The organism is Anaerosolibacter sp. (assembly GCF_029240175.1).
Lineage (GTDB): Bacteria > Bacillota > Clostridia > Peptostreptococcales > Thermotaleaceae > Anaerosolibacter.
Genome location: NZ_JARBTM010000035.1, coordinates 1 through 23,083, shown reverse-complemented (window position 1 = coordinate 23,083; position 23,083 = coordinate 1). Strand labels below are relative to the sequence as shown.

The 23,083-nt window shown below is 39.4% G+C and carries 19 protein-coding genes and 1 pseudogene; 17 read left to right on the top strand and 3 right to left on the bottom strand.

Annotation, left to right across the window (positions count from 1 at the left end):
* The first annotated feature begins 60 nt into the window (after positions 1-60).
* The 16 genes from tpiA (at position 61) to K0R93_RS18120 (ending at position 18,941) form a co-directional block, all read left to right on the top strand.
* The gene (tpiA, locus tag K0R93_RS18195; RefSeq protein ID WP_300304534.1) at positions 61-831 is read left to right on the top strand and encodes a triose-phosphate isomerase; all 771 of its coding nucleotides are present in this window, start codon (positions 61-63) and stop codon (positions 829-831) included.
* Between the two features lie 54 nt (positions 832-885).
* Entirely contained in the window at positions 886-1,338 is a 453-nt protein-coding gene (rpiB, locus tag K0R93_RS18190) for a ribose 5-phosphate isomerase B (protein ID WP_300304531.1), read from the top strand.
* A 280-nt stretch (positions 1,339-1,618) separates the two neighbouring features.
* Complete coding sequence (locus K0R93_RS18185; protein WP_300304528.1) at positions 1,619-2,857, top strand: DNA glycosylase AlkZ-like family protein; 1,239 nt, start codon at positions 1,619-1,621, stop codon at positions 2,855-2,857.
* Positions 2,858-3,102: 245 nt separating this feature from the next.
* Positions 3,103-5,271: a peptidoglycan-binding domain-containing protein gene (locus K0R93_RS18180; RefSeq protein ID WP_300304525.1), complete on the top strand. Its 2,169-nt coding sequence runs from the start codon at positions 3,103-3,105 to the stop codon at positions 5,269-5,271.
* A gap of 158 nt (positions 5,272-5,429) precedes the next feature.
* Positions 5,430-6,110, top strand: a complete 681-nt coding sequence (locus tag K0R93_RS18175) for an alpha/beta hydrolase (protein WP_300304522.1) — start codon at positions 5,430-5,432, stop codon at positions 6,108-6,110.
* A gap of 169 nt (positions 6,111-6,279) precedes the next feature.
* Positions 6,280-6,795, top strand: a complete 516-nt coding sequence (locus K0R93_RS18170) for a GNAT family N-acetyltransferase (RefSeq protein ID WP_300304519.1) — start codon at positions 6,280-6,282, stop codon at positions 6,793-6,795.
* A 281-nt stretch (positions 6,796-7,076) separates the two neighbouring features.
* Entirely contained in the window at positions 7,077-7,697 is a 621-nt protein-coding gene (locus K0R93_RS18165) for a TetR/AcrR family transcriptional regulator (protein ID WP_300304516.1), read from the top strand.
* An 84-nt stretch (positions 7,698-7,781) separates the two neighbouring features.
* Positions 7,782-8,636, top strand: coding sequence for an ABC transporter ATP-binding protein (locus tag K0R93_RS18160; protein ID WP_300304513.1), 855 nt, complete (start codon positions 7,782-7,784; stop codon positions 8,634-8,636).
* Complete coding sequence (locus tag K0R93_RS18155; protein ID WP_300304510.1) at positions 8,633-9,343, top strand: fluoroquinolone export ABC transporter permease subunit; 711 nt, start codon at positions 8,633-8,635, stop codon at positions 9,341-9,343. Before K0R93_RS18160 ends, K0R93_RS18155 begins: the two co-directional genes overlap by 4 nt.
* The gene (locus tag K0R93_RS18150; protein ID WP_300304507.1) at positions 9,340-10,059 is read left to right on the top strand and encodes a hypothetical protein; all 720 of its coding nucleotides are present in this window, start codon (positions 9,340-9,342) and stop codon (positions 10,057-10,059) included. The genes K0R93_RS18155 and K0R93_RS18150 overlap by 4 nt, the downstream gene beginning before the upstream one ends.
* Positions 10,060-10,291: 232 nt before the next feature.
* A complete protein-coding gene (locus K0R93_RS18145; RefSeq protein ID WP_300304504.1) occupies positions 10,292-13,693 on the top strand; it encodes an efflux RND transporter permease subunit in 3,402 nt (1,133 codons plus the stop codon).
* Positions 13,659-14,756 (top strand): efflux RND transporter periplasmic adaptor subunit, encoded by a 1,098-nt coding sequence (locus K0R93_RS18140; RefSeq protein ID WP_300304501.1) that lies wholly within the window; start codon positions 13,659-13,661, stop codon positions 14,754-14,756. The genes K0R93_RS18145 and K0R93_RS18140 overlap by 35 nt, the downstream gene beginning before the upstream one ends.
* Positions 14,757-14,945: 189 nt before the next feature.
* The gene (locus tag K0R93_RS18135) at positions 14,946-15,290 is read left to right on the top strand and encodes a protease complex subunit PrcB family protein (RefSeq protein ID WP_300304498.1); all 345 of its coding nucleotides are present in this window, start codon (positions 14,946-14,948) and stop codon (positions 15,288-15,290) included.
* 126 nt (positions 15,291-15,416) lie between these two features.
* On the top strand, positions 15,417-16,352 hold the full coding sequence (locus K0R93_RS18130) for a hypothetical protein (RefSeq protein WP_300304495.1): 936 nt from the start codon (positions 15,417-15,419) through the stop codon (positions 16,350-16,352).
* 266 nt (positions 16,353-16,618) lie between these two features.
* Positions 16,619-18,112 (top strand): YjjI family glycine radical enzyme, encoded by a 1,494-nt coding sequence (locus tag K0R93_RS18125; protein WP_300304492.1) that lies wholly within the window; start codon positions 16,619-16,621, stop codon positions 18,110-18,112.
* Positions 18,105-18,941, top strand: a complete 837-nt coding sequence (locus K0R93_RS18120) for a YjjW family glycine radical enzyme activase (RefSeq protein WP_300304489.1) — start codon at positions 18,105-18,107, stop codon at positions 18,939-18,941. Before K0R93_RS18125 ends, K0R93_RS18120 begins: the two co-directional genes overlap by 8 nt.
* Before the next feature lie 50 nt (positions 18,942-18,991).
* On the opposite strand, the pseudogene K0R93_RS18115 reads toward K0R93_RS18120, so the two are convergent.
* Positions 18,992-19,282: pseudogene (locus K0R93_RS18115) on the bottom strand (glutaredoxin domain-containing protein); the annotation flags it as partial.
* 149 nt (positions 19,283-19,431) lie between these two features.
* Positions 19,432-20,001: a superoxide dismutase family protein gene (locus K0R93_RS18110; RefSeq protein WP_330685215.1), complete on the bottom strand. Its 570-nt coding sequence runs from the start codon at positions 19,999-20,001 to the stop codon at positions 19,432-19,434.
* A gap of 495 nt (positions 20,002-20,496) precedes the next feature.
* Between K0R93_RS18110 and K0R93_RS18105 the strand changes: the two genes are divergently transcribed.
* A complete protein-coding gene (locus tag K0R93_RS18105) occupies positions 20,497-21,318 on the top strand; it encodes a Nif3-like dinuclear metal center hexameric protein (protein ID WP_300304486.1) in 822 nt (273 codons plus the stop codon).
* 174 nt (positions 21,319-21,492) lie between these two features.
* Here the strand turns inward: K0R93_RS18105 and hisC are convergent, their stop codons facing one another.
* On the bottom strand, positions 21,493-22,626 hold the full coding sequence (gene hisC / locus K0R93_RS18100; protein ID WP_300304483.1) for a histidinol-phosphate transaminase: 1,134 nt from the start codon (positions 22,624-22,626) through the stop codon (positions 21,493-21,495).
* Positions 22,627-23,083: the final 457 nt, after the last annotated feature.

The following is a 23,083-nucleotide window of genomic DNA, read 5'->3' as shown; positions in this document are numbered from 1 at the left end:
TACAGCCGTCGATTGGTCTATCTATTCAAGGGAGAACTTAACCATAGAGGTGAAAAGATCATGAGAAAAAAGATTGTAGGGACAAGTTGGAAAACACACATCTATTCCATGGGGGAAGGAAAAGCGCTAGCCCAGGAGATTAAAGAAAGGGTGGGGGATGTAGAAAATATTGATATTTTTATTCTGCCTACGTATCCTTTAATCCCTGCCATTGCAGATATTCTTCAAGACAGCTATATCAAATGGGGTGCGCAAAACGTTTCCCATAGAGAGAAAGGGGCGCTTACAGGGGAAGTACCACCCAAAATCTTAAGGGAACTGGGATGCGAGTATATAGAGATCGGTCATGCAGAAAGAAGGAATATTTTTCATGAAACCGATGAAATGGTCGCCAAAAAAGTAAAACTTTCCTTAGACTATGGGATGGTACCAGTCGTTTGTATAGGTGAGTCAAAAGAAGAGAAGGATGAAAAACTAAGCAAAATCAAATTAAAAACCCAAATACTATGGGCCATGAATAGTCTTGGAGAAGAAGAAAGAAAAAAAGTTATATTGGCCTATGAACCTATTTGGGCTATTGGACAAGATGAAGCCGCCCATCCTGATTATGTAGAAGAGGTTCACAGCTTTTTGAGACAGACTCTTCAATCAGAGTATGGAAATGAATCTAGTGATAGGATTCGAATCATCTATGGTGGCTCTGTAAACCCAGAGAATGCTTTGGAATTATCGAAGCAGGAAAATATCGATGGTTTGTTTATTGGAAGATTTGGGTTGAAAGCTGTGGATTTTGAAAGAATTACACAGGCAGTTTTACAGTGCCAAAGGTAAGTACAGTGAGGGATGCTGTTGGAACAATATATTTGAGGTATAGGGAGTGAAAAGATGAGAATTGCTGTGGGCTGTGATCAAAATGCCTATGACCTAAAAATGATCATCATAAATCATCTAAATAAAATTGGAATAGACTTCACAGATTTTGGGTGCCATAAGGGCGAAAATGTGCTTTATCCCGATGTGGCACATACTGTAGCAAAGGAAATTGCTGATGGAAAATATGACCGAGGAATTCTTCTATGCGGTACTGGAATTGGTATGGCAATCACTGCCAACAAAGTTCCAGGTATAAGAGCAGCCACATGCCATGATGTTTTTTCAGCAGAAAGGGCAAGAAAAAGTAATGATGCCCAGATTATAACCATGGGTGCCCAAATCATAGGATCGGAATTGGCAAAAATGCTGATCGACGCTTGGCTTGCATCAGAATTCCAAGGGGGAAGATCAAAGCCAAAGGTCGATCTCATCAATGAGATCGATGCCGTGTATCATCAGAAATAAATGAAGAGAAGGGTAATAAATTTATTATAACTCCACCATCAGAAGTGTGGAGTTATTTCTTTATCTGATGGTATATTTTACAGTGGTGAAGACAGCGACCCGTAGGAATGCCATAAAATCTAGGCGGGTTGCATACTATGCAACCCCTACGTTGAAAATCATGATCTATGAATTTATGTCTTATCTTTCTTATGTTACGAGATAATGCTAAATATAAAAGCATGTCCTTCAATTATATGGTAATATATGTATAGAAAGATTGGGAATGAGGTAGGTATCTGTGAGAATAACAAAGAAACAGGCGGCACAATATATGTTGGCGTATCAAAATCTTCTTTTTCCCGATAAATTGCAGGGAAAAGAAGGGATTCTAGACTATATGGGTAAAGTAGGGTGTATACAGTATGATCCTTTGGATGTGGCTGGATATAATTCCCACTTGGTGCTGCAGTCCCGGATAAAACAATATAGGTCTGAATACTTGCAGGAACTTTTATACGTAGAGCGCAAACTTCTGGATGGATGGGATAAAAATATGGCAATTTATTCAGTTCAGGATTGGCCATATTTTGAAAGATACCGACGAGAAGCTTTTGAGAGATACGGGGATACGTTTAAGGAAATGGAGACAGTACTGAACACGATACGAAAAGCAATTGACACAAAAGGGCCCCTATCTTCTATAGATATAGAGGTTGATGGTACCATTGACTGGGCGTGGGCACCAACTCGTATTGCCCGGGCCGCCCTGGAAAGTATGTACTTTTGGGGAGAGTTCATTATCCATCATAAGGTGGGAACACGAAAATTTTATGATTTTACCAATAAACATATTCACCGTGATCTATACCTAAAGCCAGACCCCAATGTAACGATGGAAGCATATTTTGAATGGCATGTAAAACGAAGAATCGGGGCATTAGGGCTTTTATGGAACCGCCCTAGTGATGCTTGGCTGGGAATACACTGGATGAAAAGCAAGGATAGAACGGCAGCTATCATAGAGCTTGAGAAAAGGCGTGAAATTATGGCCATAGAAGTTGAGAATATTGATCAGCCCCTTTACATAAGAGCAGAAGATATATCCCTGTTTCATAAAGTGATAAGTTCAGAAATCGAGGGAGTAAGGGCGTCATTTATTGCGCCGCTAGACAATTTATTATGGGATCGAAAATTGATTAAAGAGATTTTTGGATTCGAGTACACCTGGGAAGTATATAAACCTGCTTCTGAGCGTAAATTCGGATATTATGTATTGCCTGTTTTATATGGAGGGCAATTTGTTGCCCGACTGGAGCCAAAGTTCCACAGGAAAACAAAGACATTAGAAATTGTTAACTGGTGGTGGGAGCCTGATATTTTGGTTAGTGAGAAATTAAAGAAAGCTTTGTTAGAATGTATGATGGAGTTCGTCATGTATCTGGGTGCAGCAAAAGTAGTATTAAATTCGGAAGGAAATGCTGTGAAACATTTGGAATGGCTAAAGGAGCTTCTTGAAGAGCAGGCACAGCATGATTAGGAAATAATTTATCTAAATAAGGTATATTTCTTAGATAAGTATCGTATGTTTATTATAGTACGAGCTGTAAGATTAGGTATTACTTCTAGAAATCAAATAAAACTTAATTTAAATGGATTAGAAATGGGAAAAAATTTTAAAAATGTTAAATTAATATTTAACATAGAGCAGGAAAAGTTAAATTTATGGCGAAAGTAGTATAAATGTATCATAAATATTTCCAATATTAAATGGGGGTGTAATCATTGAAAAAAGCAATTGCATTAGCAGTATGTGCTTCATTTATGTTCTCTTCAGTTGCATTAGCAGCAGATAGTGTGACATTGAAGCAAGGGAATGTAGATGTTGTAGCGGCCGCTACAGCATGGACGCCAGCACCGGCACCAGCTCCAAAGCCAGCACCGGCACCGGCTCCAAAACCAGCAGCACCAAAGGTTCAAACGCCAGTTGCAGCACCAGTAAAGGCAGATGGAACACTACAGTTAGGTTCAAAAGGAACTGCAGTTAAGGATTTACAAACAAAGCTTAACGCCAATGGATACAAGTTAACAACCGATGGTATCTTTGGAAAGTTAACGTTAGCTGCAGTAAAGGATTATCAAACAAAGAATGGTCTTACAGCTGATGGTATCGTTGGCGCAGCAATGATGGAAAAGTTAAATGCACCAGCTGCTACACCAAAGGTAGATGTTGTAAGTGCTGCGACAAAAACAATGGTAACGGATGAAGTAGCTTTGTTAAAGGGAATCAGCAAAGATGGATCTTGGATTGTTCTTTTCGAAAAGGACTTCACAACAGACAAAGAGCTTGTACTGGATGGAGAATTTAAAAACAAAGAAAAATTAGACAGAAAGTTAGCCCTATACACACAAGATGCAGATAAAAAAGTAACTGGTAGCTTTACGTTAACAGCACCAAAATTAACAGTGAAGAGCCCAGCGACGAGAATTCAAAATGGAACTTTCAAAGGGGATCTTTATGTTTCAGCACCAAACCTACAATTAAGGGGTGCTAAAATTGTTGGAAATGTATATTTCACAACGCAAGAAGCGAAAGATACATTCACTATGGATGCTAAGAGTTCTATAACTGGAGAGAAAGTATTAATTCAGCCAGATGTAGTGACAACGGCTTCTTTAGTAGATAGTGCTGCTGCTTTTGAAAAAGGAATCAGCAAAGATGGTACATGGATTGTTTCTCTTGTTAGAGACTTAAAAATAAACAAAACACTTCTTTTGGAGGGCGAGTTTACAAACAAAGACCTTCCTGCGCGTAAAATAGCTCTTTACAGCCAAGACGAGAAGAGAGCTACTACACGTAAATTTACATTGGAAGCGCTAACATTAACAATTAAGAGCCCAAATGCAAGTATCCAAAAAGGAACTTTCAAAGGTGACTTATATGTGGCAGTACCAAACTTCAAATTGGTAGATGCAAGAATTGAAGGAGATGTGTACTTTACAACAAAAGAAGCTCAAGAAACATTTAGTGCGGATGCTACTAGTGTTATTACAGGAAAGCAAGAATTAATCGCTGTAGATACTGTTTCATCAGCCACAGAGGTTGTGGTAACGAATGAAGAGGAATTAACAAAAGCAGTAGGTCAAGAGGGCGCCTGGATCGTTATCTTCACAGAAGATGTAGCTACGGATAAGGAGCTTGTTTTAGATGGTTACTTTACAAATGATGAGAAGCCACAGCGCAAGGTAGCACTTTATAGCCAAGATGATAAGCGAAATGTAACTGCTAGATTCACTTTGACAGCACCGAAGCTGACAATTAAGAGTCCTATGGCTAGCCTTCAAAAAGGAACTTTTAAGGGTGACATCTATGTTAGAGCAAAGAACTTTAAGTTGGTAGATACGAAGGTTGAAGGGGATGTATATTTCACAACGCAAGAAGCGAAAGATACATTTACAATGGATGCTACAAGCTCTATAACTGGAAAGCAGATTTTAGCAGACGTAGATGTTGTGGCAACAGCTTCTCTTGTACATGATGGCGTTGCTTTTGAAAAAGCAATAGCTAAAGATGGTACATGGATTATTTGCCCATTAAGAGACTTAACAATTGATAAGGATCTTGTGGTAGAAGGTGAATTTAGAGATAAGAATCTACCAGAAAACGATTTTAAACGTAAAGTAGGTCTTTATACTCATAACGATCCAACAGATAAGAAAAAAGCAACCCACAGCTTTACATTAACAGCACCATCTATAACATTTAGAAGTCCAAAGTCTACCCTTCAATACGGTACTTTTGTTGGTGATATCTATGTTGAATCCAATAACTTTTCTTTAGTTCGTAATACAGTTAAAGGAAACATTTATTTCGCTACGCAAGAAGCAATGGATACTTTTACAATGGATGAGTTTAGCTCTGTTTCAGGAGTGAAAGTAGTAAAGCAAAAGTAATTTCCATCACTTAAAGTATAATAAGAAATCCAAGGCCAGGAGCAATTGTTCCTGGCTTTTTTCTTAAAGAGAAGATAAATAGTGTAAATATGGGGAGGCTAGAATCATACATTGGAGTAATCGTTGCGATACATATTGAAGAAAGGAAGCCGTAGGAGATGAAGAGAATAGGATGTTTACTGATTCATGGGTTTGGAGGAAGTGTTTATGAAGTAAGCACTTTGGCGGAATATCTTGAAGATAAAGGCTGTGGGGTAATATGCCCTACTTTAAAAGGACATACGGGAAGAAAAAAAGACTTACGGGGAATCACTTACCATGACTGGCTGGATTCGGCTGAAATAGCCTTAAAGGAATTGATGCAATCCCATGAACATATAATAATCATTGGATTTTCTATGGGCGGTTTGATTGGAATCAACTTGGCTTCAAAGTATAAGATAAATGAATTAATAACGATTAATACACCTATATATTATTGGGACTTTAAAAGAATTTACTTGAATATCGTCCGGGATTTACAAAACAAAGAATATGGAAATATTCGACGATATGTGAAGTCATCAGGCAATGCAACGTTATCAGCACTGCTACATTTCAAATTGCTGCTCACCAAGACGAAGCCTATGATCAGAAATATAAAGTGTCCGGTGTTTGTGACACAAGCATTGGACGATGATACGGTGCGAATGGAAAGTGCCCACTATATCCATGATAGGGCAGGAAGCAAAAGAAAAAAACTAAGGTTTTATGACTATGGAGGGCACTTGATTTTGCGAAGTCCTTCAGCTTCAAAGTTGATGGAGGATATATGGGAATGTATTGCTGAAATTGAATAATATTGATGGCGATGGAGAGATTTGCATTTTCTACCTAGATCTTTTTATTGAAGTAATAATTGATAAAAAATTTAGAAGCTGTGGAGTAGGAATGATGAACAATACTTTCGTCTAGACTTTATTCCATAGGGACTAAAGGATGGGAAATTTGTAAAGGGGGACAAAGAAAATGAAGGAAAGTTTTATACAATCAGATAGAATTGCATTAAGAACTACCGTGGAAAGTGATCTTGATTACGTATTGGAGGCTGAACAGGACCCAGAGAACAGTCCCTATGTAGCGCAGTGGTCAAGGACACAGCATCAAGAGGCAATGAAGGATTCTGATATTCTTCACTTGGTCATAGAAGATAGGATGGAGAAAAGAGCTGTAGGATATATCATCATTGCTGGAGTGGAAAGTACCCATAAGAGTATGGAGTTTAGAAGAATTGTTGTTACAGATAAAGGAAAAGATTATGGAAGGCAAGCATTACAACTGGTAAAAAAACTGGCTTTTGAAAAACACAAGATTCACCGTTTATGGCTGGATGTGCGGGAGCATAATCATCGTGCCCAGGAATTATATCTATCCGAAGGGTTTATAAAAGAAGGACTGCTGAGAGAGTGTGTGTTGTATAAAGGAAAGTATGAATCCATATGGATAATGTCTATGTTAGAAGAAGAATACTTAAAAATTAGATAGATGCTCTTTTGCTAGCCTCATAAATGAATGGGGCTTTTTTATTTAATAGGAAAGTTCTACTTTCCTATTAAATAAAAATCAGGGGTGCAGGGGAAGTATTCCCATGCCGTAGTCAGAGGGGTGCTCAGGCTGCCTATCAGCCGTCGAAGGGGAACTAGGTTCCCCTAGCGAAGCAGCTTTGCTGCTTTTTTATAGTATGAGTAAGAAGAGGTGCAGATGAAGCATTGACAAAAGATTAAAAGAAGAATATACTAAAATTAAAAAAGAACAGGTGATTTTTAATGCAAGTGCAAAAAGAAGAAGTACGGGATGCAATCATAGAAAAAGCAGCAGATGCTTTTTTTCAGCATGGTTTCGAGAAAGCGTCCATTCGAAAAATTGCAAAAGAGGCTGGTACTACTATTGGTAACTTATATAATTACTTTGAGAATAAAGAAGAATTATTTTATATCATCATGAAGCCAACCTATGATCGTTTTATAAACTTTATGAACGAACATCATAACCATCAGGAGCATCACGAAGGACAGTGGATAAATCCAGGTGAAATTCAAGATTTACTGAAGGAGATGATAAATGATCTGGACAGGGTATTTACTAGAGAACTGGTCATTCTGATTGATGGGAGTAAGGGAACAAGATATGAACATGTACGAGAAGAATTGATTTTATTTCTTATAGAGCATTTGAATGGGCATTTGAGTGAAATTGCTCAATTGACCAATAGACAGTTTCAACCTGAGTTTTCTAGGGCTATTGCTTCTGGTTTTCTAGACGGTCTTTTGAGTATATTGAAGACAGTATGTTCGACTGAGGAAATGAAAACCTTGATCGGTCAGTATATTTTGTTCTATATATTCGGAATTATGGGATTTGCTTGGACAGAAAAAACGGGAAGATAGGATATATATTTTTTTATATTAAAAAAGAACAAATGATTTTTATTATATGAGATAATTGGTTTTTAAAATAGAGGAGGTATTGGCATGATTGTTGTAAAGGATTTAAAATTTACCTATCCAAAGGCAAGGGAAGAGACATTAAAAGGGATAGATTTTTCTATTAAGGAAGGGGAAATATTTGGATTTCTTGGACCTAGTGGTGCTGGAAAAAGTACTACCCAAAAAATATTAATCGGACTGTTGAAGGATTATACGGGTCAGGTATCTGTCATGGGAAAAGAGATAAAAGACTGGAACAGGGATTACTATGAGGAGATAGGCATTTCCTTTGAGCTTCCAAATCTCTATCAGAAGCTGACGGCCCTAGAAAATCTCCAACTGATCCAATCTTTTTATAAAGGCGAGACAGAAAAACCTATGAAGCTTTTAGAGATGGTAGGATTGGGAGATAAAGGAAACCTAAGGATATCCCAATATTCAAAGGGAATGAAAATGCGTTTGAATTTTATTAGAGCTCTCCTCCATAAACCAGATATTATTTTTCTTGATGAACCTACATCTGGCCTAGATCCTGTCAATGCAAAGAATATCAAGGATATCATTCTACAGCAAAAAAAGGAAGGGAAGACGATATTTTTAACGACCCATAATATGGCCGTAGCTGATGAACTATGCGATCGTGTGGCTTTTATTGTAGACGGAGAAATAAAGATGATTAACTCACCAAGGGAATTAAAAGTTCAAGGGGGGAAAAGGCGTGTTACAGTCGAGTATGTAGATCACGGCGTCATGGTAAAAAAAGATTTTCCGTTGGACGGGATCGGCTACGATCCATCATTTGTGGAGCTGCTGCAGCAAATGGAGATAAAAACAATTCATACTCAGGAAGCTACCCTTGAAGACATATTTATTCAATCCACAGGGAGGAAATTAATATGAGAAGACTCCTTGCATGCATCAAAGCGGATGTATATCTCCAAATAAAGTATGGCTTCTATGCAGTATATGGAATTATTACGATCGTTTATATTCTCCTGCTGAAGCAAGCAGCAATAGCAAGTCTTAAAACATTGGTACCTATGATTGTGTTTTCAGATCCATCTATGCTGGGCTTCTTTTTTATTGGCGGATTGGTATTATTGGAGAAGAGTGAAAACACTTTAGAGTATATCGCGGCGACGCCTTTGAGAATTAGTGAATATTTGATTTCAAAAATGATATCCCTAAGCCTTTTGGCTTTGCTGGCAAGCTTCGCTGTGACTCTTTTTTCTTATCCAGGTGATATACATCTAGGGCAGTTGACTATAGGTGTTGTTTTGACCTCCTTCTTCTTTATATTGGTGGGGTTTATCGCAGTGGCGCGATTTAACACGGTAAATGAATATATGTTGTCCTCGATTGTCTATATTACCTTTCTATTTTTACCCCTGCTCGATTATTTTGGTCTTTGGAGAAGCTGGATTTTTTATTTCTTTCCTACCCAAGCAGCGCTGGTATTAATAGGAGGAGCTTTTCAGACCTTGGCATCATGGAAGGTGGCCTACAGCATAGGGAGTTTGCTTCTATGGATTGGGGCAGCTTTTCCCGTAGCACACCGAGGATTCTACCGCTTTATCGTATTAAAGGAGGAGAGAAGAATCTCATGAAAAAAATCTATATCTTGTTGGTAAATGATTTGAGAAATATTTTACGTGAGCCAATGCTGAGCTTAGCATTTTTGGGGCCTTTTCTACTATCCTTGGCTATGAGATGGATGCTGCCCTCAGTAACAATCTATTTTGCTAACTATGTGGATTTAACATCACATTATCCCTTAATCTTTTCTTTCATGCTGTTGTTAGCAGCCATGCTTACAGGCATGGTTACAGGGTTCTTGCTGTTGGATGAAAGAGATGATCAAATATATATGACCTTAATTGTGACACCCTTGGGAAAGGAAGGCTATACCCTATATCGCATCATTTTTCCCATGGTCATCAGTTTTTTTTACGCCATCATTGCTCTGCCAATAGCAGGAGTAGGGCAGATACCTGTAGGTTTCGTGATTCCCATCGGATTGCTGGCAGCCTTAGAAGCACCGATTATGGCATTATTCTTGGCCTGCTTTGCAGGGAATAAGGTGGAAGGCTTGGCATTGTCTAAGGGGTTCGGATTATTGATGATTCCACCGATAGCAGCATATTTTACGGATTCCAAGTGGCAGCTATTAGCAGGTATAAGTCCATTCTATTGGCCAGTGCAGGCGTTTTTAGCTGCTGGAGAATCAGGTAGTGCCTATTGGTTTTATATTTTTGGAGGTATATTGATCCATAGTATACTATTATATGGATTAACAAATCGATTTATAAAAAAAATGGGATAAAAGAGGAAGTAGGCTGTGCTGAGATCCGATGTATAAAAAGCTTTCTGCAATTGCAGAAAGCTTTTTATACTTTTACATAAACAAAATTGAAACAAATTCGTATTCAAAGTGTATTACATATTATGGGAGCTTTTGTAAAAAACAGGAGAGGTTTTGTTATCATTGAAGTGTAGCCCTGGATGACAACGTATTGCGATCAATGAAGAAGATTATATAGAAAGAAGGGAGAACAATGAAAGATTTTGAAGAAAATCAGCTTGGGCATATACCAGAGCTGGAACAAAAAAAGAATATATTCGGTAGATGGGCAGGCTTTTTTATAAGTAGATACAGAATCGTATATTTACTTATTGCTGCTATACTGATTTGGGGGATTGGAGCGTACTTGAGGATGCCGCGGGAGCTTCAACCCGAGGTTATTTTACCCTACGGACATGTGTTAACCACTTATGTAGGGGCTGCACCAGAAGAAATGGAGGCACTGGTTACAAAAAAAATCGAAAAGAAACTAGATGAATTAGAAAAGGTAAAAAGTATAAACTCGTCTTCAGGATATGGCTATTCATCGGTTTTTGTAGAATTTGAGCAGGGCGTTGATATGGACAGCATGATGCAAAAGATGAGAGATAAGGTTTCGGCAGTACAGTCGGAGCTTCCAGCTGATGCAGAAGTACCTCAAATCATGAGCCTGGAAACCAACAACACACCGATCATGATCATAAATGTCAGCGGAGATTATGATTTTGTTACACTGAAAAATTATGCTGAAAGGATCAAAGAGGAGATTGAAAAAAATAAGGAAATTACAGAAGTACAGATCATAGGTGGCCTTGAGCGTGAGATAAAGGTGATTGTGAATCCACAAAAATTATCGGTCTATAACATATCTTTAGAGCAAATTAAGAATGCTATTGCCCTGTCCAATATAAATTTTCCAGGTGGAGATATTGTCTTGGACAATAAAAATTATAATATCCGTACTGTAGGCGAGTTTGCTAATGTAAAGGATCTTGAAAATGTAGTGATTACATACATGGGAAGTAGTCCTTTGTTTTTAAAGGATATTGCAGAAATTGAAGACGGGTATGCTTCTCCCAAGTCCTATTCCAGAATGTCAAACCATTTGGGTACAAATGAAGCCAGTGTAAAAAAGGCAGTGGCCATCACAGTGAAAAAGAAGGAAGAGGCAGATGTCATCAAAACCAGCAACAAAATCCATAAGTTGTTGGAAAAGGGAGAGGGTAGTCTATACCCGAAAGAACTGCAGGTAGAAGTCAGCGGAGATACAGCCGAATACGTAGAGGATGAACTGGGAACGGTGGTGCAGAACTCCAAATCAGGACTCCTGCTTGTGATTATTGTATTGTTTCTTTTCATTGGTTTTGGAGAGTCTCTGGTGGTGTCTATGGTTATTCCCTTGTCCATATTAATTGCCTTTGGATTGATGGACATCACGGGGATGACGTTTAACAATATCACATTGTTTTCATTGATATTGGCCGTGGGAATGTTAGTGGATAATGGAATTGTCATCATGGAGAATATTGATCGATTAAGGTTGATGGGACTTCCTACAAATGTAGCGGCGGAGGTAGGAACAAATCAGATAGCCCCAGCCGTGGCATCCTCAACCTTGACAACCCTGGCTGCATTTTTTCCAATAATGTTGACCACCGGAATTATGGGGGCCTTTATCAAGCCTATACCAATTACTGTTATCTTTGCCCTCAGTGCCTCGTACTTTGTGGCGATTACCATTACCCCAGCTTTATGTACCCTGGTATTGAAGGAACACCGTAGGGCTGAAAGGCTTGCAAAGCACCCTTTGATAGAGAAAGGATTAAAGGTTGCCTCGGTATTATTTGTATTTGTACTCTCCTTGTATGCCTTCAAAAATGAAGAAGGCGGCCTGTTGGGATTTGGTACATTATCTATTATTTTTGCGGTTCTGTTCTCAGGCGCTATGATCGCAAAGAAATTCCTAAGAAAAGGAGATAGGAAAGAGCACTTTATCATCGTTGGCTACGGGAAAATATTATATGATATCGTGAAGAGTAAGTGGAGGCGTCGGGCTGTTGTAGGGACAGTGGTTATTGCGTTTGTTCTAAGTCTAGCACTTATACCTTTGGGAATCCTAAAAGTAGAAATGTTTGCTCAAAATGACTATACACGCCTCTATGTGAATATTGAGGCGCCCCTGGGTACTAGTCTGGATACCACCTCAGCCATTGCAGAAGAGGTGGAAAAAAGACTATTATCCTTTAAAGAAATAAAAAGCTTTGTATCCAATGTGGGAATTACAGGGGCAGATAGTCTGGAGACAATCACGGTGGGCTCTGCCAGCAACCCAAATACTGCACGAATCATCATTGATTTACATGACAAGAAAGTGCGGGATAAGACCAGCATGGAGCTAGCTGTCATTTTCCGTGAAGCCATTAAGGATATCCCTGGCGCTAAGATTGAGGTCCAGGAATTGGAAGACGGACCTCCTACAGGGAAACCGATTTATATTGAGCTAAATAGTGAGAATTTTGAAGACTTAAAGTTGGTGGCAGATGATTTTACGGGTATTTTGAAATCACTTGAGGGAACAAGGGACGTGGAGAGCAGTATGGAAGAAGGTTCTCCCGAATTACAAATAAAGGTAGATAAGGAGAAGGCCAGTTATTTGGGTCTAGATGATATGACAGTGGCTTTGGGTATTCGAAACGCTGTAAATGGTCTAAAGGCAACAACCTTTAGAAATAACCAAGACGAAATTGATGTGATTATCCACACTTCAAAAGAAAAACTTCAAAGCAAAGATGATTTAGAAAAGATCTATTTTCCTTCGCGGCTGGGGCAGATGATTCCTCTCTCCCAAGTGGCAGAGGTGATAGAAACCAAGAGTATAACAGCGATCAATCATGAAGAATTAAAACGACAGGTTAGCATATCTGGTGATGTATTAACAGGGACGATCCCTGGAGATGTAACCAAGGCCTTTAAAGAAGCCATAGCAACCTATCCTATACCAGAAGGCATGACCATTGGATACGGTGGAGAGGAAGAAAGTATGCAGGAATCCTTTACAGATATGTTTACAAATATGGTTATTGCAGCAATATTGGTATTTCTTATTTTAGCCATACAGTTTAACTCTCTGTCTCAGCCTCTGATCATATTATTCTCGGTGCCCATGGCGCTGATTGGCGTCATGCCTGGCTTGGTGCTTACGGGAAATACCTTTGGATTTGTTTCCTTTGTAGGGGTAGTGGCCCTGGTAGGTATAGCAGTAAATGATGCCATCGTATTGGTTGATTATATTAACTATTTACGAAAGAGTGGATATTCCTTACAGGATGCAGTGAAGGAAACCGGTGTTACACGGTTTATGCCTGTCATGGCTACAACGATTACAACGGTAGGAGGAATACTACCAATCACCATAAGACAGCCCTTCTTTGCGCCTATGGGTTATGCATTAATCTGTGGATTAAGCATGGCTACGATTCTTACCCTATTGGTTGTACCTGTTTTATACACTATGCTGGAGGAATTTAAGATGACGCGGAAACAAAGAAAAGAAAAAGACAGAAATAAAGGAGGCTTGGGAGATGAAAAAGCTGCTAATCCTGTTATTGGTCATTAGTTTGATACTTGCTGGTTGTGCAGGGAAAGAAACGGTGCCTGCTGACGGAAAAGTTGGAACCGAAGAAACAAATAAGTCAGAAGAAATTATCTACGTGAAGGTAGCGCCCATCGGGATAAAAGATTTCTTCCATAAACTATCCCTTCCTGGGGTGATCCAGCCCAAGGAAACTGTGATGGTGACAGCAAAAATAAATGGAACGGTGGAAAGAATCCATGGAGACATTGGAAGTTCCATAAAAAAAGATACTTTATTATGTAAATTATCTGACATGGAATATAAACTGCAGTATGAAAACGCATTGATTGGCTTGAATAAAGAAAAACTGACTCAGGATAGCACGAAAAAGAATTACGAACGCTACAGAGTACTCTTTGAGAGTGGAGCCCTTTCTCAAGCGGATTTTGAAAATATCGAGAATCAATATAAGATGGGACAGGAGCTGCTGAATTTAGCTCAAAATGGATTTGCCTTAGCGAAACAAAATCTTGATTACACAGAGATTAAAGCACCAATATCCGGTGTGATTAGCAAAAAGGAAATTTCCGTAGGGGAAAATATTGGACCAGGCAAGATGCTATTTACCATTGTAAGTATGGATGATATGTATGTGGAGACGGGTGTTTCCGAGAAAGATATTCCAGTTTGTAAGGTGGGTCAGAAGGTGGAGATAAGGGTAGAATCTTTTGGGTCAGAAATACTGGAAGGTGAAATCACCCATATCGGTCCTGTGCCTGACCCGGAGACAAAGGCATATCCTGTGAAAATACTAGTGAAGAATAGGGAACATCGTTTAAAAGCAGGGATGTTTGCTACCATAGAGATACTGCTGGATAGTCATAAATCGGTCATGTCAGTACCGAAGGAAGCCATCATTACAGAAAATGCAGTGGACTTTGTTTTTATAGAGCAGAATGGTAAGGCATATAAAAAACCTATAAAGGTAGGATATAAGGACGAGGATGATTGGGAAGTGCTTGAAGGAATTGAAAAAAATAACAGGGTTATTGTGGTAGGAAAAGATAAGCTTGTGGAGGGTAACCCCATAACAATAAGGGAATAATAAGAATTTGCGTAGATGGGATTTGATGACGAAATATAGGAATGAGCATATATTAGAGTAGAAGAAAATTCTAGGAACTGACCTAAAATAGGTGAGGTTCCTCTGGTATTTTCTTTAGATTGAGGACTAGAAAGAAATCTGCTGTGGAAATGATGAAACTTAGCCAAAATAGAGGAGGAATTGATGCCCATGGCAAAGACTTTGTCTTATAGAGAAGTAACGAGTCAGGACATATCTCAAGGGAATCTACTTCAACAATGGCTGGAGACCCACCGTCAAGAAAGAGGTATCCACTACAAAAGGGACGGAAAAAAGATATATGTTCTTATCAGCAGCGGAGAAAGACCTACTGGGGGATACAAAGTGATTATTGATCAAGCAGTAATGGAATCCCTGGATACGGCTTATATATCTGCTCACATTACTACACCCAAGCCAGATACCATGGTAACACAGAAGATTACCTATCCCTATGCATGCATTGAAATTGAAAGTGATCATATCAAAAGCGTACAGGGAACTTTAATGGATTAAAAAAATCCGTTATTTATAAAAAAGAACCTTTGAAAAAGCGTCACCAAAAATAAAATCCTCCATATATTGATATTGGGAATGGACAATCCAAAAAAATTCCCGAATATGAGAGGAGGAAGAGAACCCATGTCATGTAATAAGAACATCCCAAGTGCAACCTTAGGTATTGAAGATAGATGCTGTACAGCCACAACGGGCTGCAGCTTTGACGGAACTTTAAGAAATGTAGTAACAGAACCTATATATGTGCAGAAGGTTTATGACGCAGCATTGTTTAATCTTCAAGGCCTCAGAACCATAGAAGGGCAGCCTTTCACACCAGCATTAGGCAGAGGGGCAAGAGTCATTGCCATTCGAGAGATACGATGTAGAAAATTCTTTAATCCTGCCAACATCAATGATCCTAGGAATCTAACAGTAACACCTTGTACCAACATTGCTGGTGCAGAATTTGTTGAAGATGGTGCAGGAAAAGAAGTCCGTGTGATTGGGCCTGATGGGACAGCATCAGAGAAACTTGTATATGTGAATACCCAAGAGTGTGATGAAGAAGGAAAAGGAACACCTATTTTCGGCACTCAAAACATCGCCATCACAGGGAATGTGGTGGTTGAAATAGATGTAGTATATCAGGAAGATTGTGGGAGAGAAAACAGAGCGACATTGAAAGCCGTCGTTCCTATTGCATCACCAGCTGCGCCATTGATTTTAACAAACTTCTTTGAACTATGCTTACCTTCAGTATTTGATGGGGCATTCTTACCAAGATTCACTGAATTCTGCAATATTGATTGCGAAGTAAGGTTGGCAACAAACAGTATTCGAAGAGACCTTATCATTGATCCTGCCACTGGAACCGTAAGAGCAAACCTCATCGTTGCTCTTTGTGTAACCTGTGAAAAGAAAATTGTGGTACCCGTGCAGCTATGTGTATTGTCTACAGGCTTCCCTGTATTGGCCGCCAACGTGGAACAAATATGCACATCCTTCCCACAATTATTTCCAAATCAGATTGATGAAAATTCCAGACCTTGCAGTAGTGCTAACGATCAAACATTCTAAAGCAAACTCCCTGGCAAAAAAGCCAGGGAGTTTTTATGTCTATAGGGATTTGGATGTATTATGAATGAAGATGGGATAGAAGATCGAGATCAAGATTGAGATCGAGTAAAGGCAGTAGGGGCGAACACTGTTTGCGGCTACGATTTTAACCTTAACCTCAACCTTAGCCTATGGGACTATGTCCCAACATTTATCTAATCTTTCCTACTTATAATACAGAAGAAAGTGCTATAATAATGATATAGCATATTGAAGGAGAGAATGGTATGAATAATACGATAAATACGATAAAAAATCAAACACTAACCTATCAACAAAAGGTTATGCAGCTTGCTAGAGAAGCAGAGAATAGTGTGCAGGTGCTGGATATCCCACAAGATGTAAAGGAATATATGGATAAAGGCATTATTTGTGACATGTTTGAGGGAAATGCTCCCTATCGGCCAAGATACATCTTGCCAGATTACCATAGGTTTATGAAGCAGGGCAGTGAATTTTTAGAACTTCAGCCTCCGAAAGACATATGGGAGGCTGTGAATTATCTATTGATTCTCTATAAACATGTGCCTTCCATCACATCTTTTCCAGTTTTTCTAGGGGAATTGGATCAGTTGTTGGAGCCCTTTATCGATAATGAAGAGGAAGCATATAAAGCCATAAAGCTGTTTCTAACCCATATAGATCGTACCCTGACAGATTCTTTTGTTCATGCCAATATCGGTCCAAAGGCAACAAAAGCGGGACGATTGATTCTAAAGGCAGAGCGGGAACTGAAAAATGCAGTGCCAAACCTAACCCTGAAGTATAGCAAGGATTCAGAAAAAGAATTTGCCCTTGAAGCCATAACTACAGGTTTGGAAGTATCAAAGCCTTACTTTGCGAATCATCAAATGTATGTGAAAGATTTTGGTGAGGGGTATGGTACGGCTAGCTGCTACAATGGGCTACCTATTGGGGGTGGAAGCTATACCTTGGTACGGTTGAACCTAAAGAAGTTGGCTGAAGAAGCAGGAAATTTGGAAGACTTTATTAAAATTTATATTCCACGGGCTGTTCAACGGATGAATGCCCTAATCGATGTGAGGATTCGATTCCAAGTGGAAGAAAGCGGCTTCTTTGAGAGCAGTTTCCTTGTAGAAGAGGGTCTCATACAGCAAGATCGATTTACAGCAATGTTTGGCATGTTTGGCTTAGCCCAATGTGTAAACCTACTTTTGAATGCTAAGGTTCAAGAAGAACGTTATGGGCATAGTGAAAAGGCAATGACGCTAGGGTATGACATTGTTAAGACCATTGAGAGGGAAGTAAATGCACATCAAAATCCCTATTGCAATGTTACTGGAAATAGATTTTTACTCCATGCCCAGTCTGGGATCTCTGCAGATGTAGAGGAAACTGCTGGTTGTAGAATTCCTATAGGGGAAGAACCAGAGCTTCTGGATCACATTCTCCATGCTGCAAAATTCCATCCCCTTTTTCCATCAGGAGTCAGTGATATTTTCACATTTGAAACCACGGCAAGGAATAATCCAGAATTTATACTGGATATTATACAAGGAGCTATGGAGAAGGGACTGCGGATGTTTGCTTTCTCCTGCAGTGATAATGATTTAATGCGAATTACTGGGTACTTGGTGAAAAAGTCTGAGATGAAAAAGCTGAAAGACGGAAATCAGACCCTTCACGATACAGTGGCATTGGGATTAGAGGCAGTCGAAAAACAAAACTTATTTGCCCGAAGGGTCACGCAGCATGACTAAGGCTAATGTCCATAAAATCATACCCTTTAGTGCTGTGGATGGTCCTGGGAATAGGATGGTTATTTTTCTACAAGGATGCAATTTTGATTGTGCCTACTGCCATAATCCTGAAACCATTGCGTTGTGCAATCATTGTGCCATTTGCCTAAAAGCTTGTCCTTATGATGCCTTAGCTTGGGAAAACGGGAAGGTCTGCTGGAACGAAAAATTATGCCATCACTGTGATCATTGTATAAAGGCATGCCCCCACACCAGTTCGCCAAAGGTACGGGAGATGAATATCGAAGACGTAATTTCCCATATGGAAAAAGTGAAGCCTTTCATTTCAGGCATTACAGTATCCGGAGGGGAGTGTACCCTTCAAATTGATTTTGTCAAAGCACTTTTTCAAAGAGCCAAAGAGATGGGACTCACTACATTTCTAGACACCAATGGATTTGTATCCCAGGATGCCTTCATATTTCTCGGAGACGATATGGATATGGCCATGGTGGACTTGAAGACTTGGAATGAAGAAGCCCATAGGGAGCTCACGGGTAAAGATAATACCTTGGTTTTGCAAAGCATCCGTTATCTTGCAGAACAGCATAAGCTTTATGAAGTTCGGACTGTGATTGTACCAGGGCTATTGGATAACCATCAAACAGTCAAAATGGTCAGTCAACTGCTTTCAGCGTTGGATCAAAATATAAGATATAAGCTTATCCGATTCCGTCCAATGGGTGTCAGGAAAAAAGCAGCATCACTGGAGGAACCTTCAGATATACTAATGGAAGAACTTTCTGACATCGCAAGAAACGAAGGTTGTAAACATGTAATTGTTGTATGAAAATAGGCATTTCCCATGTTGGGAAATGCCTATTTTAATTTTATCGCTTTCTAGCTTTCCATTTGAAATTGATGGGAACAGCTGGGACATGTGACCCGAATCCTTCCCTTGTTTGTAGGAACCCGTAGCTTTGACTGGCAAGAGGGACAATCTATGATGGTGTATCTCAACGCCTTGTCAATCTTCTCCGGATTGAACCCCACGATAACGTCATCGCCGATGAGAAAAGTAGGTACACCTGTAATCTTTCGCTGCATCATCTCTCTTGCAGCATCAGGATCATGATGGACATCCTTTTCAATATACGGAATTCCTTTTCTCGAAAGATACTCTTTCGCAGTGTGGCAGTGTGGTCATGTTCTTGTTGTCAATAGGATAATTGGCTGCACAGCAGATGCCTCCCTTGTATGTCATTTAGCAAAGATATCACTTTCATTATACCCATTGGTGGGAGAGTGTACCAATAAATATAATAGATTTATGAAAAAATCTAGGTATTATACTCTATGATACCGCAGGCCAGGCGCTTTCCAGCATCCCCAGCAGGCTGACTTCGATAATCATCAGGACTTTGATGAATAATTACAGCTTTTCCAATGGCATCCTTTATCCGAAACTTGTTGGTAAAAAAAGTAATTTTGGCAGCTCCGTCATTTGAAAACAGAACCGGAAAATCTCCTGCATGATTGCCATGGGGTTGGTTCGTAGGGTTCCAATGACCGCCTGCTGCTTCGAAGGGCTTCTCAGGATCTCCTACAGAACAATCTCCATTTTCGTGGACATGAAAGCCGTGGGGACCAATAGGAGCTTTGTCTTTGGTGCCTGGTTGATAAGGCGGAAGACCGACAACATGGACATAGACCTCTGTACCACCAGGTACATCTTTGAAATACACGATACCTTTCAAGTCTGGTGCCAAGGGCCCACCCTGGAGATGGGCTACTGCAAGGGTCGCATTGTGGGAATTGGTATTTCCTCTCATATAAGGAATAGGTATAGGATACATAGGCATATAGGGAGGAATATCCATATAGCAGCCTGGAACATAAGGATATTGCATAGGATGTATCTCCTTTCAATTTATATTTGAATACCATTTGGTGTAAAGGCTTGTAGAATATGAATTAGTATTATTCACTTTATCCTATGCATTCTAGAGAAAAGATGTTATAGATTGAGGCATAATAAATAAAAGATGCGACACAGTCGCATAGATCAAGATCAATAAAATTGTAGGGGCGATTCACGAATCGCCCAATGTTAGCGGCATGTTCATTATGAATAGTACCAAAGTTGCTGTCATGCTGAGCATAGCGAAGCATCTCAAAGACCCGAAAGCAGATCCTTCACTACGTTCTGGATGACAGAAGGGTTGGGATCTGTGGTCTGCGGGCGATTCGTGAATCGCCCCTACCAATATCAACACAGGATCTCATACTATGGGAAACCTAGAACATCGCATTTCCCTACAAATCCGTCTAATAATCATTGCCATTTGGATAATAAAAATATAAAATATATATAATAAAATTTTTATGAAAAGGGAGATGCAGAAATGAATACCACAGATATCATGAACATTGCATTGGAACTGGCCAACCTTGAGGAAGTACCCTTTGATTCTGGGATTTCCGTAGAAGGCGAGAATATTAAAAAAATATTGATTGGCGTGGATATGGAAACACCAGAGCTTTTGTTGGCAAAGGAATTAGATGTAGATTTAGTAATCAGCCACCATCCCCATACGGGAGAGCAAGATGTACATTTCCACAAGGTACTCAATGTGCAAATTGAGAAAATGATGGAATTTGGTATACCGATTAACAAAGCCCAAAAGCTTTTAAAGAAAAAAATAGGCCTTTTAGAAAGAGCTGGACATGTAAGAAATTATGACAAGGTCCGTTCTGCAGCGAAGCTTTTAAAAATGCCTTATATGAACATTCACTTGCCTGCGGATATCGTGACAGAAAGGTTTGTTCAAAACCATATGAATGAGAAAGTTCATGGGCAACCAAAGGCCACACTGAAGGATCTGATTACATATTTGAATGAAATCTATGAATACCAGCACACACCCGCAGGACCAGTGATCCGTGTAGGGAGCGAAAGCGATTATGCTGGCAAGGTTGCAGTGTTGATGGCAGGTGGAACCAATGGGGGAGCAGATGTTTTTAAGGCTTATTTTGAAGCTGGAGTAGGCACCATCATATGTATGCATGTACCTGATGATGTAAAAGAAGAGGTAGAGAAGCAAAATATAGGAAATGTCATTGTGGCTGGGCATATGGCCAGTGACTCCATTGGATTAAATATTTTTATTCGGGAACTGGAGCAAAAGGGATTGGAAGTAATCAGGATGTCAGGAATTATTGAATAGAAAGAACAATGGGATGCTTTAAGCATCCCATTTAATTTATGTTAAGGAAATTATGGTTTTCAGTTTCATTAACATTGTATTTGGAGGGTTACAGCGAAGCGTCATAGGGAACTATTAGTTCCCTGTGAAGAACAAAAGCATTTCCTTTGATTCTAGAGCATAAAATGCTTTTGTTCATTTACATGTGCAGCAATCGCAGCCGCAGGCTGATTCTTTTTTTGCTTCTAAAATAGTAAAGACTTCCTTAAGTGTATGGACGAATAATTGATTTTCTTCCATGGTGCCAATGGATACCCTTGCATAGGTGTCAAACATTGGTCGAATAATGACCCCGCGTTTTTGCATTTCACTGAAAATTTTCTGGGTGTCATACTGACAGTTAAAGAAAATATGGTTTGCCTCGGAAGATGCATAGGTGATACCCATTTCATCAAAGGCGTGATAAATATACTCTTTTCCTTCTTGGTTGAGACGATAGGCTTTTGCTACAAAATCTTGATCTGATAAGGCAGCAATGGCAGCCATTTGGGCGATACTGCTTACATTAAAGGGATTCCGAATTTTATTTAGAGCAGTGATGATTTCTTCATTGGCCATGGTATAGCCAATACGAAGGGCAGCCAAACCGTAGATCTTTGAAAACGTTCTCATCACCAAGACATTTGGATAATCGTTGATAAGCTTGTAAGCTTCCTTTGGATAATCTTCCCTGGTTACATATTCGTTGTACGCTTCATCATAGATGACCATAATATGCGCAGGTACCTTATCTAAGAATTCAAGAAGTGCTTTTTCGCCAAACATGGTTCCTGTAGGGTTGTTTGGGTTGCAGAGCCATATAAGCTTTGTCTTATCGGTAATTGCTTCGTACATGCTTTCTAAGTCATAGGTAAACTCTTTAAGGGGTACAACCACAGGGGTACCACCCATCATCTTTGCCGTAGAGATATAGCGAGGAAAAGTTACATCAGCTATGATTACCTCATCCCCTGGGTTCACATAGGCTTTAGAAATCATATCTACCATTTCGTCGGAACCGCCGCTAGGGAGTATTTGAGATGGATGAAGGCCAAACTTTGCTGCCAATGCATTTTTTAAATCTGTACAATTGCCATCTGGGTATAAGCTTAGATGATCCAATGCTTGTCGGATAGCTTCCCCAACCTGATCAGAATAACCTAGAGGATTTTCGTTGGATGCTAGCTTCACCACATGGGTGAGACCATACTCCCTTTTTACATCGGCAATGGGCTTGCCAGGCCTATAAGGCTGTAGATCCTTGATTTCAGGTCTATGTTGAATTGTCATTTGAGATACCTCCCCCGATTTACACAAAAAATGTAACGCATACAAAAATATTATAACACAAAGATTTTACAGAATGTATTACATTTTCTAAAAATATGAAAACGTTATCATAAGGAAAACTATTTGCTATTTTTTTCTAACTTGTGAATATGCTACCCGTAACTTGGCATAATAATAGGAAATATATAGCAAAAGGAGAATGAATCCGTGAAAAAATTAACTTTTCCATAACAAAAAAAGAAATAATAAAGGAATTTTCTGAAAAGTGAAGAATATTATAAATACTAGTTGTCTAAATATTACAACAATAATGAAGCGAGGGGGAAGCTATATGAAGGGATATCCAAGTGATAAAATTAGAAACGTAGCATTGATCGGTCACGGCGGCTGCGGGAAAACGATTTTAACGGAAGCGATGTTGTATACGACGAAGGTCGTTAATAGATTGGGAAAGGTA

Excerpts from the sequence above, each read along its gene's own strand:
- rpiB (WP_300304531.1), top strand. The coding sequence starts at position 886 with ATGAGAATTGCTGTGGGCTGTGATCAAAATGCCTATGACCTAAAAATG.
- K0R93_RS18120 (WP_300304489.1), top strand. The coding sequence starts at position 18,105 with ATGACTAAGGCTAATGTCCATAAAATCATACCCTTTAGTGCTGTGGAT.
- K0R93_RS18125 (WP_300304492.1), top strand. The coding sequence starts at position 16,619 with ATGAATAATACGATAAATACGATAAAAAATCAAACACTAACCTATCAA.
- K0R93_RS18175 (WP_300304522.1), top strand. The coding sequence starts at position 5,430 with ATGAAGAGAATAGGATGTTTACTGATTCATGGGTTTGGAGGAAGTGTT.
- K0R93_RS18110 (WP_330685215.1), bottom strand. The coding sequence starts at position 20,001 with ATGCAATATCCTTATGTTCCAGGCTGCTATATGGATATTCCTCCCTAT.
- K0R93_RS18170 (WP_300304519.1), top strand. The coding sequence starts at position 6,280 with ATGAAGGAAAGTTTTATACAATCAGATAGAATTGCATTAAGAACTACC.
- K0R93_RS18145 (WP_300304504.1), top strand. The coding sequence starts at position 10,292 with ATGAAAGATTTTGAAGAAAATCAGCTTGGGCATATACCAGAGCTGGAA.
- K0R93_RS18155 (WP_300304510.1), top strand. The coding sequence starts at position 8,633 with ATGAGAAGACTCCTTGCATGCATCAAAGCGGATGTATATCTCCAAATA.
- K0R93_RS18150 (WP_300304507.1), top strand. The coding sequence starts at position 9,340 with ATGAAAAAAATCTATATCTTGTTGGTAAATGATTTGAGAAATATTTTA.
- K0R93_RS18165 (WP_300304516.1), top strand. The coding sequence starts at position 7,077 with ATGCAAGTGCAAAAAGAAGAAGTACGGGATGCAATCATAGAAAAAGCA.
- tpiA (WP_300304534.1), top strand. The coding sequence starts at position 61 with ATGAGAAAAAAGATTGTAGGGACAAGTTGGAAAACACACATCTATTCC.
- K0R93_RS18130 (WP_300304495.1), top strand. The coding sequence starts at position 15,417 with ATGTCATGTAATAAGAACATCCCAAGTGCAACCTTAGGTATTGAAGAT.
- K0R93_RS18135 (WP_300304498.1), top strand. The coding sequence starts at position 14,946 with ATGGCAAAGACTTTGTCTTATAGAGAAGTAACGAGTCAGGACATATCT.
- K0R93_RS18105 (WP_300304486.1), top strand. The coding sequence starts at position 20,497 with ATGAATACCACAGATATCATGAACATTGCATTGGAACTGGCCAACCTT.
- hisC (WP_300304483.1), bottom strand. The coding sequence starts at position 22,626 with ATGACAATTCAACATAGACCTGAAATCAAGGATCTACAGCCTTATAGG.
- K0R93_RS18140 (WP_300304501.1), top strand. The coding sequence starts at position 13,659 with ATGAAAAAGCTGCTAATCCTGTTATTGGTCATTAGTTTGATACTTGCT.
- K0R93_RS18160 (WP_300304513.1), top strand. The coding sequence starts at position 7,782 with ATGATTGTTGTAAAGGATTTAAAATTTACCTATCCAAAGGCAAGGGAA.